Below are 14,613 nucleotides of genomic sequence, written 5' to 3' on the forward strand. Positions count from 1 at the left end.
TTAAAGAAAAAATATTTTTATTAAAATTAAATTTAAATAATAAAATATTCTATTTCATCTTAAAAATGATTAATTTTACTAAATAACCGAGCTAATACACCGAAAATGGGATTGTTTGTATGGAATATGGCAATTTCTTTCCAGTTGCTTTTTTTTATTGTTAGTGGAGTAATTTTCATTTACATTAGAGAAGGAAGCTTTAAATATTATGCGCTTTATATTGTTTTTCTATTAACATATCTGTTAAGCAGAAACGATTATTTTTACTATGCTTTTGAGCATTTTATCGCTCGATTTCTTACTCAAAATAACGCGGAAATTTTCACTTACATTGCATGTCTTTTTCTGCAAATAGTTTTTTATAATTACTACTGTAGATTTGCGCTACACTTTCTGGACCTCGATAAACATATTAGAAAATATTTCAACAGAATCATGAGAATCGTGAGGAATCTGGGTGGTTTATTTTTCGGTTGGGCAATCATTGCATATTCTTTCAACACTCCGCATTTGTACATGAAATTGTTAACATTTCTATATTTACCCATAATGCTCAGCATTTTTGTGATCACTTTTTACCACGCAATTTCACATTGCGCGAAATATAAAAATTTCTTTCTGGTTGGTGTATGTGCTTTTGTTTTTTTTTGCTTTGGAATCGTTCACCGGTAGTCAGATTTCTTCCTTTCAGATGGAAAATCCGATCAAATATTTTTTTATCGGAATCATCATTGAAACACTTTTTTTTAGTTTAGGTTTGGCTTACAAGGTGAAATTGATTAATGACGATAAAAACCGAATTTTGCTGCAAGTTACCAGACATCTACACCGACAACAGATCAGCAAATTAAATAGAGTTTTGGAAGGCGAGGAAAAAGAAAGAAAAAGAATCGCCGAAGAGTTGCATGATGGAGTAGCAGGGGATTTAGCAGCTATAAAATATAATCTTTTAGCATTGAATTCCGAAGATTTGAAACCGAAAAACTCGGCGATTATCAAAGAAATTACTGAAATTATCGACAATTCTTGCTTACAAATTCGGGAACTTTCTCACAATCTTTCTCCTTCTTCGATTACCCAGTTTGGATTGGTAAAAACCATTGAAAACCTCTTTTTAAAAGGAGAAAAGTTTTATGGAATCCGGTTCAAATTTCTTTTCACTAGCGAAAAAATTCAATTTAATAAAGTAATTGAAACGCACATTTATCGGATAATCCAGGAGCTCATCAATAATATCATCAAACATTCCGGCGCGAAGGAAGCTTTTATAGAAATCAACTACCATCATCCGGAACTGAAAATTTCTGTTCGAGACAACGGAATTGGCTTTCAACCAAAACAAATCAGTAAAGGAATTGGTTTAAACAACATCGATTCGCGAATTCGTTTTTTGAATGCCGATTTTAAAAAGATTGAAATAGAGAAAGGAAGTTGGTTTATCGTTGATATTTCTTTGGACAAAATAGTTGATTTGTAGATGATCCTTTAATGCTTTTTTTAAGAAATATTTAGAATTATAAATTCTGAATCTAAAAAATCAATTATATTTGTAGCCATGGATTACAAAAGACTAATCATACGTGGAATTTCATACAGCCAATCGCAATCCGGAGCGTACGCACTTCTGCTAGAAGATGAAGAAACCAACGTAAAATTACCAATCGTAATAGGAAATTTCGAAGCACAATCAATTTCTTTAGGTTTAGAGAAAGATTTAAACCCACCGCGGCCTTTAACCCACGATTTATTCGCAAAATTTGTGATTTCTACCAATTATAAAATCGAATCGGTGATTATTTATCAAATCGTCGATGGAGTATTTTTTTCACATATCAATTTTAAAGAAAATTCTACCGGCCAAGATTTAATTTTAGATGCAAGAACTTCCGATGCAGTAGCGATGGCAGTACGTTTTGATGCTCCCATATTTACTACGAAAGAAGTATTGTCGGAAGCCGGAATCCTATTGGAATTGGAACTTCCCGTAACAACTGAAGAAGATTTTGATGATCCTCAAACTGGTAGTTTACATCTGCTTTCTATGGAGGAGTTACTAAAAATTTTGGACGATGCAGTGAGAGATGAAGATTTCGATGCTGCCTTGGAAATACAAGAGGAAATTAAGAGAAGAGATAAAAAAATAGAATAAACTAGGAATTATCAATAATGAATTTAAAATTACGACTTACCATAATCAGTTTTCTGCAGTTTTTTGTTTGGGGCGCGTGGCTTACCACACTCGGAACTTATGGTTTTTCTTATAAGCAATGGAGCGGAGCCGAGTTTGGAGCCGTGTTTTCAACATTGGGGATTGCATCTGTGTTCATGCCTGCTTTGATGGGAATTATCGCTGATAAATGGATCAATGCCGAGAAACTCTACGGAATGCTTCATATTCTCTACGGAATTACGCTCTTCCTATTAGCAAAAACCGACGATCCAACTTCCTTTTTCTGGATTTTATTGGTAGGAATGTGTTTTTACATGCCTACTTTATCGCTATCAAACTCTATTTCGTACAAATTACTGAAGGATAGCCATTACGATGTCGTAAAAGTTTTCCCTCCAATTAGAGTTTGGGGAACCATCGGATTTATCGTAGCCATGTGGTGCACCAATATTTTCAGTGATGAGCAATCATTCTCCCAAACAGGTATTAAAATGGGCGAAATGTTAGCAGGAATTTTCTCGAATTCGCTTAATGCAAATCAATTTTATATTGCCGGTTTCGTTGCAATTTTCTTAGGAATTTTTGCAATGTTCTTGCCGAAATGTCCACCTCCAAAACTCATCGCTCATGATGCTACATGGTCTGAAAAATTAGGATTAGACGCTTTCAAGTTATTTGGACAGAAAAAAATGGCGTTGTTCTTTGTATTTTCGATGTTTTTGGGAGCTGCATTACAGTTAACCAACATGTACGGTGATACATTTCTAAAAGATTTTGGCGCAGTAGAAGCTTACAAAAATTCAGCGGTAGTACAATATTCTACCATGATTATTTCCATTTCTCAAATTTCAGAAACGCTTTTCATTTTGGCAATTCCTTTCTTCCTTAATAAATTTGGAATTAAAAAAGTGATGCTTATCAGTATGGGAGCTTGGGTCTTGCGCTTCGGTTTCTTTTCTTTGGGAGCACCGGAAGGTTTCGGGCTTGTCCTTATTATTCTTTCGAATATAATTTATGGAATGGCTTTCGATTTCTTTAATATTTCAGGATCATTATTCGTAGAAAGTACCACTGATAGCAAAATTCGTTCATCAGCACAAGGTTTATTCATGATGATGACCAATGGTTTCGGAGCCATTTTAGGCAGCTCGGTAAGTGGTTGGCTCATTTCTACCTTCTTCACCAATCCGGATGGTGGAAAGATGTGGCATGAGATATGGCTCGTTTTCGCCATTTACGCACTGATCATTGCAATCGCTTTTGCAATTTTGTTTAAGCACAAGCATAATCCGGCAGTTGTGGCGGAGCTCAAACATTAACCAATCCCTTTAAAATAAAATCAAAACGCACTTTTTCGGAAGTGTGTTTTTTTTTGTATTTTGCCGTATTAATAAACTTATAATTCAAAATATGAAAGAAGTATTCATCGTGTCGGCAGTACGGACTCCAATGGGAAGTTTTTTGGGAAGTCTTTCCACTGTTCCGGCACCGAAATTAGGTTCGGTAGCCATCAAAGGTGCATTAGACAAAATCAATCTTAATCCGAAATTGGTACAAGAAGTTTATATGGGAAATGTTCTACAAGCAGGCGAAGGACAAGCTCCGGCTCGACAGGCTGCTTTGGGCGCAGGTTTGTCAAATGAAACACCATCAACAACTATCAACAAAGTTTGTGCATCTGGAATGAAAGCTGTGATGATGGCTGCACAATCCATTAAAGCGGGTGATCAAAACATCATTGTTGCCGGTGGAATGGAAAATATGTCTTCGGTTCCGCACTATTATAATGCACGAAATGCTACTAAATTAGGCGACGTGAAAATGCTGGACGGAATGCTTGTTGACGGACTTATTGATGTTTACAACAAGGTTCACATGGGAGTTTGCGCCGAAAAATGTGCAGCGAAATACGAAATTTCACGAGAAGATCAGGATAATTTCGCCATCGAATCTTACAAACGCTCCGCAAAAGCATGGAGCGAAGGGAAATTTAAAGAAGAAATCGTTCCTGTAGAAATTCCTCAAAGAAAAGGCGATCCAATAATTTTCGCTGAAGACGAAGAATACAAATCTGTAAATTTTGATAGAATTTCGACTTTACCAACGGTATTCCAGAAAGAAAATGGAACCGTAACTGCTGCAAATGCTTCAACTTTAAATGATGGCGCTTCTGCTTTGGTATTAATGTCGAAAGAAAAAATGGAAGAATTGGGCTTGAAACCTTTAGCAAAAATTGTTTCTTACGCAGATGCTGCTCACGAGCCTGAGTGGTTTACTACCGCACCTTCCAAAGCCTTGCCTATCGCTCTGGAAAAAACGGGATTACAGATTTCTGATATCGATTTTTTCGAATTCAATGAAGCGTTTTCTGTGGTAGGTTTGGCAAATAATAAAATTTTAGGATTAGATGCCAGTAAAGTGAATGTAAATGGTAGTGCAGTAGCATTAGGTCATCCGCTTGGAAGTTCCGGATCAAGAATTATTGTGAGTTTAATCAATATTCTTAAACAAAATGGAGGAAAATACGGAGCTGCTGCAATTTGCAACGGTGGAGGAGGCGCAAGCGCAATCGTCATCGAGAACGTATAAACCGATGTTTCTTTAAATAAAACCATTAAGAATTATTAATGAATTTTTTCATCAGATTCTTAATGGTTTTTTTATTTTTGTTCTATTAATTAATTTACCAATGCCTGAAAACGATCATTCACAGACTCCAAATATCAAGAACAATCCGAAAATCATGAAAGCATGGGCTTACTATGATTGGGCAAATTCGGTGTATTCATTGGTAATTACCTCTACTATTTTTCCTATTTACTATTCGATTCTTACCACAGCTACCGAAAAAAGTGAGTTTGTAGAAGAAACCGGAAAATGGATTAAAGTTCCTGTGCGGCACATGATCACTATTTTTGGAAAACAGTACCAACCGGATGCTATTTATGGATATTCACTTACGATTTCATTTTTGATTGTAGTTTTACTTTCTCCAATTTTATCGTCATTGGCAGATACCATTGGAAATAAAAAATCGTTTTTGCAGTTTTTCTGTTATCTTGGAGCCACTTCTTGTATGGGATTGGCGATGTTCACAGGTATGCAAAATGTTTTTCTAGGGCTTTTATTCAGTATCACTGCAAGTGTAGGATTTTGGGGAAGTTTGGTGTTTTACAACTCATTTCTTCCCGATATTGCAACACGCGACAAGCAAGATGCACTTTCCGCGAGAGGTTATGTTTATGGTTACATTGGTTCGGTAGTTTTAGTAGTGATTTGTTTGGTTTTAATACAGGTTTTCGCAAAAAATCCCGAGGAAGCTAAACTTTATACCCGAATCTCCTTTCTTTTAACCGGAGCTTGGTGGTTTGGTTTTTCACAGTATACTTTTAAACATTTGCCGCAATTTGGTAATGTTAAAGATCAATTACCCAAAGATTTGGTGTTGCTTAATTACAAAAACATTTTCAAAAAACACGAGGAACAGGGTGGTTTTTGGGAAGTTTTGAAAGATAATATCAATTTTTATTGGGATATTGTTATCGAAAGTTTTCATGAACTTTTCAAGGTCGGAAGAACACTTTTCGCAGACCGTAATTTGAAATTTTTCCTTTCGAGTTTTTTCTTTTATAGCGTTGGGATGCAAACTATTTTCTTAATGGCCACTCTTTTCGGAAAAAGCGAGATCAACCTTGCGCAAGATAAATTGATTTTCACGCTCTTGTTGATTCAAATTGAAGCCATTATCGGTGCCATTATCTTTTCCAGATTATCGAGAATTATCGGCAACAAAAATGTGATTTCTGTCGCGATTATCCTGTGGATTGTGGCGTGTTTATCCGCTTATTATTTAAACAAAGAAAATCCGAATGTGGAATATCAATTCTACGGAATCGCAAGCATCATCGGGTTAGTAATGGGTGGTTTGCAAGCGATGTCGCGCTCTACTTACTCAAAACTTTTGCCTGAAGATTCCATGGACAATACTACTTATTTCAGCTTTTATGATGTATTAGAAAAATTAGCGATTATCCTCGGTACTTTTATATTTGCCACAATGATCGAGAAATACAGCAACATGAGATTTGCAGCATTATCCATGTCAATATTTTTCTTTGCTGGATTGGTTTTAATTAGATTTCTGAAAGTAAAAATAGTAACCGAGAAAAATTGATAAATTTTTAAAAATTTGGCTTAAATTTTGTTAAAACTAAAATATAAATATTTGTTAAATATTTAGTAATTTTGCAATTGAAAATCAACGGTTTAAATTAAACTATGAGCAATCCTTTATTTTACGCTAAAATACTTCTCTTCGGAGAATATGGAATTATTGAAGATTCGCAGGGGCTTACCTTGCCATACAGTTATTATAAAGGCACACTGAAATTTTCTGAACTAAAAAATGATTTTGAAAAAAAATCAAATCTTTCCTTAAGAAAATATTCAGATTATTTAATAAATTTAGACTTACCCAATTCTTTCAAACTTAAAGTTGCGGATTTCCAGAAAGATATAGAAAATGGACTTTTCTTCGACTCTAATATTCCGCAAGGATATGGGGTTGGAAGTTCCGGAGCCTTGGTCGCAGCAATTTTTGAAAAATATTCCATCAAAAAATATACACCGGAAAACATCACAAAAGATGAGTTGAAAGATTTGAAAAAAGTCTTTGGGCAATTAGAAAGTTATTTTCACGGCAAAAGCTCAGGAATTGACCCTTTGATTTGCTATATGAATCTGCCGATTCTCATTGAAAATAAAGAGAATGTGGACCGAGTATCAATCCCAGAAAGTGAAGCAGGCAAAGGTGCCATTTTTTTGATAGACTCTGGAATGACGGGCGAAACCGGACCTATGGTACAGATTTTTTTCGAAAAAATGAAAACTGAAGGTTTCCGCAAAACAATGAAGGAAGAGTTTATCCGATACAACAATGCCTGTATTGATGCTTTTTTGAAAAAAGATATGAATCCGCTGTTCAGAAACCTCAAAAATCTTTCAATTTGGGCATACGAACATTTCAAACCAATGATTCCAGAAAGCATCTACAATGCTTGGAAAAAAGGTCTTGATACGAACGCCTACTACCTGAAACTCTGTGGCAGTGGAGGTGGAGGCTATATTTTGGGCTTCACGAAAGATTATTCCAAAGCTGAAAAAATGCTCAAAGGTTTTCAAAAAGAAGTCATTTACAGATTCTAGAAATTTAAGCCGGAAAAAATACATTGTTTGATCTTGTTCCGCTTAATTAATGAAAAATCCAATCCTTTACAGAATTTCACAGTTAATCGGTTTCCTTTTGGGAGCGCGGGTTTTCGTGGCTTTGTTGCTTACATTTGCACTGTATGTTTCCACTTTTTTTCTTTTTAATCAAGAAGAAAGTTTAAGAAATTTCGTTTTTGATTTCAAAGTTCACGGAATTATTTTTTGTACTGTTCTAAGTATTTTTGCAGGTGGAATTATCAACCAATTTTATGATCGGGAAAAAGATCAATTAACGAAACCTTTTCGTACCCGACTTCAGAATTTCCTGAAACAGAAGTACTTTCTCTACGCATATCTTACGCTCAATCTATTTTCGCTGGGAATCGCTTATTTCATCTCAACGCGAGTTTTTGTTTTCTTCTTAATCTATCAATTTTTCATGTGGTTTTATAGTCATAAACTCAGTAAAATATTGATTATTAATAATTTAACTTTTGTAGGCTTAACGCTTTACCCATTTTTCGGAATGATGGTTTATTACCATACTTTTTCGGTAAACGTTTTCCTAATGGCCGTTTTCCTCTTTTTAATTCTTTTAATAATTGATATAACTAAAGATTTCCTCACCAAAAATGCAGACAAGATTTTTGGTTATGTAACCATTCCTAATTATTTTGGAAATTCCCTTGCAAAAAAAATCGTAGTATTTTTTTTTATTATACTGATGCTGGTTTCGATGTTGCTAATCAACAAAACCGGAATACATACGATACTCAATCTTTATTTTGCAATTGGTTTATTTGTTACGATTTTTGGAATCTATTTGCTATTAAATGCTGCGAAAAAAACTCATTTTTATTTACTGAATATTCTAAGAATGTGGGTTTTTGTAGGAATAATAGCAATGTTGCTTGATGGAATTATTAAAAAATTTTAGAATCATACCTTAAAGTTTATTCCTGTTTATCATTAGTAGTTGCACCAAAACTTTCAGGTTTCAAAAGAATTGTCGATATATCAACGAATTAGTTTTATCTTTGCAAAAAATTTTTCAGATAATGAGCCGAGACAGAAACAGCAACGACAAACCAAAAAAACCAAGAATTTCAAAGATTTCCAATTCCGGAAGTTCCAGACCTGCTGCTTCCCGTGCACGCGCTCCAAAATCTGAAAATTCCGAAGAAAAGAAACCTGCGAAAACCAGAGAGCCAAGATTAATGTCGCAGGCGGAAGCGAAATCTTATGAAAAAACTTTCGACAGACCGGTTTCCAGAAAACCAGCAGGAAAAAGAATCGGAAAATCTTTCGATAAAGACGCTAAATTTTCCAAAGGTGACCAAAAAGCTCGTCCTACCAAACTTTTCAAAAATTACGAAAGGCCACTTGGGGAGAACGAAAAAACAAGATCTTTTGTACAGAAACGTCGATTCGATAAACTGGCCAAAGAAACACCAAAAGAAAGTATTCGCTTAAATAAATATATCGCCAATTCCGGAATTTGTTCACGCCGAGAAGCAGATGAATTGATCACTCAAGGTTTGGTTCAGGTAAACGGAAAAGTAGTTACCGAAATGGGATACCAAGTTCAAAAAACCGACAAAGTAATTTTCGATGGACAAGGAATTACTCCTGAAAAACCGGTTTATGTACTTTTAAATAAACCAAAAGGATATATTTCAACAACGAAAGACGAAAAAGCGAGAAAAACGGTGTTGGATTTGGTAGCAAATGCTTCTCCGTATCGCCTTTTCCCAGTAGGAAGGTTGGATCGATCGACTACAGGAGTAATTTTACTTACGAATGATGGTCATATGACCAAAAAATTGACGCATCCATCTTTCAACATGAAAAAAATCTATCATGTTACTTTAGACAGAAAACTCGACAGAGCCGATCTGAACGCAATTGCAGAAGGAATTCGTTTAGAAGAAGGTGTTGCCGAAGTGGACAGCATATCCTACATCGAAGGAAAACCAAGAAACGAAGTTGGAATCGAAATCCATATCGGGTGGAATAGAGTAGTACGCAGGATTTTCCAAAGATTGGGCTATGAAGTAGAAGCTTTGGACAGAGTAATGTTTGCAGGATTGACCAAGAAAAATATCAAACGTGGACATTGGAGAATTCTTACCGACCTCGAAGTGAACAATCTTAAAATGATGTAATCTTCAAATGATTGATTGCTAAATACAAAGCCTTTCTGTTTTTTACAGAGAGGTTTTTTTTGTGTATTTATAATATTTCTGTAACAAATATTTTAAATTACTACTTACTTCAAAGATTACTGCATGATGCCAACATTAGAAAAAAAATTTTTAGAAAAAATTGAAAAGCACAAAGGGGTGATTTTCAAGATTTCTAAGATGTATATGGATGATTTCGACGATCAGAAAGATCTTTTTCAGGAGATTACATACCAAGTCTGGAAAGCGTATCCAACTTTTGAAGGAAGAAGCGAATTTTCAACTTGACTGCACAGGATCGCTTTGAATACGGCAATTCTTTTTTTGAAATCTGAAAAACGGAGAAGTTTTATTCAGAACAATGAAGTGAGTAATTTCAAGATTAATCAGGATGAATATGATGATGAAGACGAGCAAAAACTAAAGAAAATGTATGAGGCGATTAACCAACTGAACGCAATTGACAAAGCTTTGATTTTCTATTATCTTGAGAATTATTCGGGCAAACAAATTGCTGAACAAATGGGAATTTCTGAAGTAAATGCCCGTGTGAAAATGAACCGCGCTAAAGAAAAATTAAAACAACTTATTAATACTCAACCTCATGGAACTCGATAATTTAAAAGAAATCTGGGAGAAAGAAAAAATAACCGACACCCCGGAAATTAGCACAGAACAGCAAAAAAAAATTCATCTTCCGCTGGAAATTTTGAGAAGAAAGATGCGAAACGAATTCTGGAGTACCATGGTTCTGTTCGTTTTTATTATTTTATTTTTCATTTTTAAGGATTTTCATTTTTTCAAATTCAAAGTGTATTGTATCACTTTGGTGGCATCGATGATGTTAGTAACAGGATTTTATTTTGTTAAATTTTTCAAATTCTATAAAAATATTGGAGAAATCAATCTGAATGCTAAAGACAATCTGAAAGATTTGATGTTTCAGTTTAAACTTAATGAGCAATATTACGTGTCCTTTTACGTGGCATTTGTTCCTTTTGTGGTGTGCGAAATGCTTTTAATCTTTGATTATATGCCGAATTTGAAAATGCTGGATGGTGTTAATTTCATTCTTACATTTATTGGATGTTGCCTGTTTATGTTGGTTACACTTTATTTTTTCGGAAAATGGTGGTTCAATCATTTTTACGGTAAAAGCATAAAACAAATTCAGAAAATATATAATGATTTAAAATAAAAAACTCCCCGAAAAAATATCGGGGAGCTTTCTATGTAGTTTATAACTTTTCTAATTTAAATTTAGACTGACTCAATGATTGAATTCAAGATTGAGGAAGGTCTCATCGCTGCATCGGTTTTCCCAAAATCTGGCTTGTAGTATCCACCAATATCTTGTGGTTTACCTTGAGCTCCGATTAGTTCTTCGTTAATTTTAGCTTCGTTGTCAAACATTGCTTTTGCAACAGGTGTGAAAGCTTCTGCAATCTCTTGGTTTTTGGTTTGATTAGCTAAAGCTTCGGCCCAATACATCGCCAAATAGAAGTGAGAACCACGGTTATCAATCGAACCAACTTTTCTAGCAGGTGATTTGTCTTCTGCCAAGAATTTTTCGTTTGCTGCGTCTAAAGCGTCTGCCAAAACTTGTGCTTTTTCATTATTTTGAGTTTGTGCTAAATGTTCTAAACTCGCTTGTAAAGCCAAAAATTCACCTAAAGAATCCCATCTCAGATATCCTTCTTCGATGAATTGCTCGACGTGTTTCGGTGCAGAACCACCTGCTCCGGTTTCGAAAAGTCCGCCGCCATTCATTAGTGGAACGATAGACAGCATTTTCGCAGAAGTTCCCAATTCCAAAATAGGGAAAAGATCGGTTAGATAATCTCTCAGTACGTTTCCGGAAACCGAAATCGTATCCAAACCTTTTCTGATTCTTTCTAAAGTTAAAGTCATGGCGTCTTCGATATTCATAATCTTGATGTCCAGACCGTTGGTATCATGATTTTTCAGGTATTTTTCAACTTTTTTAATCATTTCGCGGTCATGCGCTCTTTGATTATCCAACCAGAAAATTGCTGGAGTATCCGAAAGTCTCGCTCTGTTTACCGCAAGTTTTACCCAATCCTGAATTGGCGCATCTTTCACTTGGCACATTCTGAAAATATCGCCTTTTTCTACTTCTTGCTCCATGAAAACATTCCCATTCGGATCCGAAACTTTAATGGTTCCTTCTGCATCCGCCTGGAAAGTTTTGTCGTGAGAACCGTATTCTTCAGCTTTCTGAGCCATTAAACCAACATTCGGAACAGAACCCATGGTTCGTGGATCAAGTGCTCCGTTTTTCTTCATATCATCAATTGCAGCTTGATAAAAACCTGCGTAGTTTCTATCAGGAATCATCGCGATGGTGTCTTCTTCCTGTCCTGCTTTGTTCCACATTTTCCCTCCACCTCTGATAAGTGCAGCCATAGAAGCATCTACAATTACATCTGAAGGAACATGGAAATTAGTAATCCCTTTATCGGAGTTTACCATTGCAACAGCCGGTCCGTTTTCAAAAGCTTTTTCAATATCAGCTTTAATTTCGGCTTCTTTTTCATTGCCGGAAATTTTATCGAAAAGATCTTGAAGTCCGTTGTTTGGGTTGATATCTAGTTCATCGAACAAGTCCGCATATTTTGTGAATACGTCGCTGAAGTAAGTTTGAACGATCGCTCCAAAAATAATTGGATCGGAAATTTTCATCATCGTTGCTTTCAAATGTGCAGAAATCAATATGTTTTCAGATTTTGCTTCCGCAATTGCATCGGCTGCAAAACTTTTCAATGCCGCTAAATTCATCACCGATGTATCGATAATTTCACCGGCTTGCAATGGAGATAGATCTTTCAAAAGCTTTACAGAACCATCTCTTCCGAAAAATTCTATTTTAAATTGTGATTCATTTTCAACAGTGACTGATTTTTCACTTCCGTAGAAATCTCCAGCGGTCATGTGAGCAACTTTAGTTTTAGAATCTGCAGTCCAAGTTCCCATTTTGTGTGGGTGTGCTTTCGCGTAGTTTTTCACTGCTTTCGGAGCTCTTCTGTCAGAATTTCCTTCTCTTAAAACTGGGTTTACAGCACTTCCTAAAACTTTAGCATATTTTGCTTTTATTGCTTCTTCGTCAGCATTTTTAGGTTCTGCAGGGTAGTTGGGAACAGCAAATCCTTGTTGTTGTAATTCAGCAATTGCAGCGTCCAACTGTGGAACAGACGCGGAAATATTAGGAAGTTTGATGATATTAGCTTCAGGAGTTGTGGCTAGTTTACCTAATTCTGCTAATGCATCTTCTACTTTTTGATCTTCATTCAAAAATTCCGGGAAATTGGCTAAAATTCTTCCGGAAAGGGAAATGTCTTTTGGGGAAATTTCAATATCTGCTGTTTTGGTAAATGCCTTTACAATAGGTAAGAAAGAATGAGTTGCCAACATAGGCGCTTCGTCGGTCCAAGTGTAGACGATTTTGGATTTTTCTGCCATTCTGATATTTTTTATTAAAATTTTGAAGTACAAATTTACGTATTTTTATAAAGCTATGAAAGAGAGCTAAGACGAACTTTATGATTAATTTAACCTTTAATTAAAATATTTTTCAGCAGATAATTGCTATTTTTGAGAAACTAAAAATTATAAAATTATGGCAGATATTACCTTAAAAGGAAATCCGATTCACTCTATTGGCGAATTGCCGGAATTGGGACTTACTGTGAAAGATTTCGCTTTGGTGAATGAAAAATTAGAAGTAAAAACCCTTTCCGATTATGATGGGAAGAAGAAGATTTTTAATATTTTCCCAAGTATCGATACCGGAATCTGTGCTGCTTCGGCAAGAAAGTTTAATGAAGAAGCAGGAGCATTAGAAAATACAGTAGTTATCAATGTTTCCAAAGATTTACCCTTTGCTTTAGGCCGTTTTTGCGCTGCCGAAGGTTTAGATCATGTGGAAACATTATCCGATTTTAGAGGAACTTTCGGAGATGATTATGGAGTAACTTTAATTGATTCTCCTATGAAAGGATTGCTGAGCCGTGCAGTAATTGTAACCGATGAACAAGGTAAAGTGATTTACACCGAACAAGTTCCGGAAATTGTTCAGGAACCGGATTATGACAAAGCTTTAGCTGCTTTGAAGTAATATTTTTTTTTAGAAAATTATCAATCGCTGAAACAGCATTATCAAAAGAACGATTTTTTCACAATCGTTCTTTTTTAGTATATTTAAAGAAAAAAACACAATGGAAAATCCTATTACCATCAAAATTACAATCTTGCAACCGGTGCATAAAGTTTGGGATTATTTTTATAACCCTAGACATATTGTGAAATGGAATTTTCCGACCTCTAATTGGCATTGCCCGAAAGCAGAAAGCGATTTTCGCGAAGGTGGAAGATTCAATTATAGGTTGGAATATAAAGACAAAAGTTTCGGATACGATTTTGCAGGTTATATCGATGAAATCAAAATATTGGAATCAGTAAAAAGTCATCTTGACGATGGTAGAAAAGTGGAAGTGAAGTTCAATAAAATTGATGAAAATACCACCGAAATCATCGAGATTTTTGAACCCGAATTGCAAAATTCCATCGAAATGCAAAGAGTAGGTTGGTATGCCATTCTCGATCGTTTTCATAAATATGTGGAGAATAACTAATTTCATTCTTTAAACTTTCACCAATGAATGAAGTTGAAATTTACATCAAATCTTTTCCGGAAGAAGTTCAGGAAAAATTGCTGGAAATTAGAAAAATAATTTTCTCCATAGCTCCCGATGCAATGGAAAAAATCAGCTACGGAATGCCTGGTTTTTTTCTAAATAGTAAGCCTTTAGTTTATTTTGCTGCCTACAAAAATCACATCGGTTTTTATGCAACACCAAATGGGCATGAGAAATTTGCAAAAGAATTATCGGTTTACAAACAAGGAAAAGGTTCCGTTCAGTTCCCATTAAATAAGGAAATTCCTATTGATTTGATTCGTAGGATTGTTGAATTCCGAAAAGAAAATCAATAAAATTCTCTGCTATTTGCACTATTTTTTACCCTTTAAAATTT

General features: G+C 35.2%; 14 protein-coding genes and 1 pseudogene. 14 read left to right on the forward strand and 1 reads right to left on the reverse strand.

All coding sequences use genetic code 11. The annotated features are described in order from the left end of the window. Positions 1-126 precede the first annotated feature (126 nt). The 11 genes and pseudogenes from H0S70_RS14605 (at position 127) to H0S70_RS04330 (ending at position 10,759) form a co-directional block, all read left to right on the forward strand. Positions 127-672 carry a 7TM diverse intracellular signaling domain-containing protein gene (locus H0S70_RS14605; RefSeq protein WP_394367320.1) on the forward strand — a complete coding sequence of 182 codons (546 nt, stop codon included), beginning with the start codon at positions 127-129 and terminating at the stop codon, positions 670-672. A gap of 19 nt (positions 673-691) precedes the next feature. After that, a complete protein-coding gene (locus tag H0S70_RS04285; RefSeq protein WP_188321819.1) occupies positions 692-1,477 on the forward strand; it encodes a sensor histidine kinase in 786 nt (261 codons plus the stop codon). Positions 1,478-1,555: 78 nt separating this feature from the next. Then, positions 1,556-2,149: a bifunctional nuclease family protein gene (locus tag H0S70_RS04290; protein WP_123247638.1), complete on the forward strand. Its 594-nt coding sequence runs from the start codon at positions 1,556-1,558 to the stop codon at positions 2,147-2,149. Positions 2,150-2,166: 17 nt separating this feature from the next. After that, positions 2,167-3,489 carry a nucleoside permease gene (locus tag H0S70_RS04295; RefSeq protein WP_188321820.1) on the forward strand — a complete coding sequence of 441 codons (1,323 nt, stop codon included), beginning with the start codon at positions 2,167-2,169 and terminating at the stop codon, positions 3,487-3,489. A 91-nt stretch (positions 3,490-3,580) separates the two neighbouring features. Beyond that, complete coding sequence (locus H0S70_RS04300; RefSeq protein ID WP_188321821.1) at positions 3,581-4,759, forward strand: acetyl-CoA C-acyltransferase; 1,179 nt, start codon at positions 3,581-3,583, stop codon at positions 4,757-4,759. Positions 4,760-4,859: 100 nt separating this feature from the next. Continuing rightward, positions 4,860-6,344, forward strand: a complete 1,485-nt coding sequence (locus tag H0S70_RS04305) for an MFS transporter (RefSeq protein ID WP_088263705.1) — start codon at positions 4,860-4,862, stop codon at positions 6,342-6,344. A 104-nt stretch (positions 6,345-6,448) separates the two neighbouring features. Further along, the gene (locus H0S70_RS04310) at positions 6,449-7,375 is read left to right on the forward strand and encodes a mevalonate kinase family protein (RefSeq protein ID WP_188321822.1); all 927 of its coding nucleotides are present in this window, start codon (positions 6,449-6,451) and stop codon (positions 7,373-7,375) included. 49 nt (positions 7,376-7,424) lie between these two features. Continuing rightward, entirely contained in the window at positions 7,425-8,315 is an 891-nt protein-coding gene (locus H0S70_RS04315; RefSeq protein WP_188321823.1) for a UbiA family prenyltransferase, read from the forward strand. Between the two features lie 121 nt (positions 8,316-8,436). Further along, the gene (locus H0S70_RS04320; protein WP_188321824.1) at positions 8,437-9,543 is read left to right on the forward strand and encodes a pseudouridine synthase; all 1,107 of its coding nucleotides are present in this window, start codon (positions 8,437-8,439) and stop codon (positions 9,541-9,543) included. 126 nt (positions 9,544-9,669) lie between these two features. Continuing rightward, a pseudogene (locus H0S70_RS04325) lies at positions 9,670-10,179 on the forward strand (RNA polymerase sigma factor). Beyond that, positions 10,166-10,759, forward strand: a complete 594-nt coding sequence (locus H0S70_RS04330) for a hypothetical protein (RefSeq protein WP_188321825.1) — start codon at positions 10,166-10,168, stop codon at positions 10,757-10,759. Before H0S70_RS04325 ends, H0S70_RS04330 begins: the two are co-directional and overlap by 14 nt. 62 nt (positions 10,760-10,821) lie before the next feature. On the opposite strand, the gene H0S70_RS04335 is transcribed toward H0S70_RS04330, so the two are convergent. Beyond that, positions 10,822-13,041: an NADP-dependent isocitrate dehydrogenase gene (locus tag H0S70_RS04335; RefSeq protein WP_188321826.1), complete on the reverse strand. Its 2,220-nt coding sequence runs from the start codon at positions 13,039-13,041 to the stop codon at positions 10,822-10,824. Between the two features lie 157 nt (positions 13,042-13,198). Here H0S70_RS04335 and tpx point away from each other — a divergent pair, with 157 nt between their 5' ends. The 3 genes from tpx to H0S70_RS04350 all read left to right on the forward strand — a co-directional run bounded on the left by tpx (position 13,199) and on the right by H0S70_RS04350 (position 14,572). Further along, a complete protein-coding gene (gene tpx, locus H0S70_RS04340) occupies positions 13,199-13,696 on the forward strand; it encodes a thiol peroxidase (RefSeq protein ID WP_188321827.1) in 498 nt (165 codons plus the stop codon). 100 nt (positions 13,697-13,796) lie between these two features. After that, entirely contained in the window at positions 13,797-14,213 is a 417-nt protein-coding gene (locus H0S70_RS04345) for an SRPBCC domain-containing protein (protein ID WP_188321828.1), read from the forward strand. A gap of 23 nt (positions 14,214-14,236) precedes the next feature. Further along, entirely contained in the window at positions 14,237-14,572 is a 336-nt protein-coding gene (locus H0S70_RS04350; protein WP_123247647.1) for an iron chaperone, read from the forward strand. Positions 14,573-14,613 lie beyond the last annotated feature (41 nt).

This window comes from Chryseobacterium manosquense, from assembly GCF_014623485.1.
Classification (GTDB): Bacteria; Bacteroidota; Bacteroidia; order Flavobacteriales; family Weeksellaceae; genus Kaistella; species Kaistella haifensis.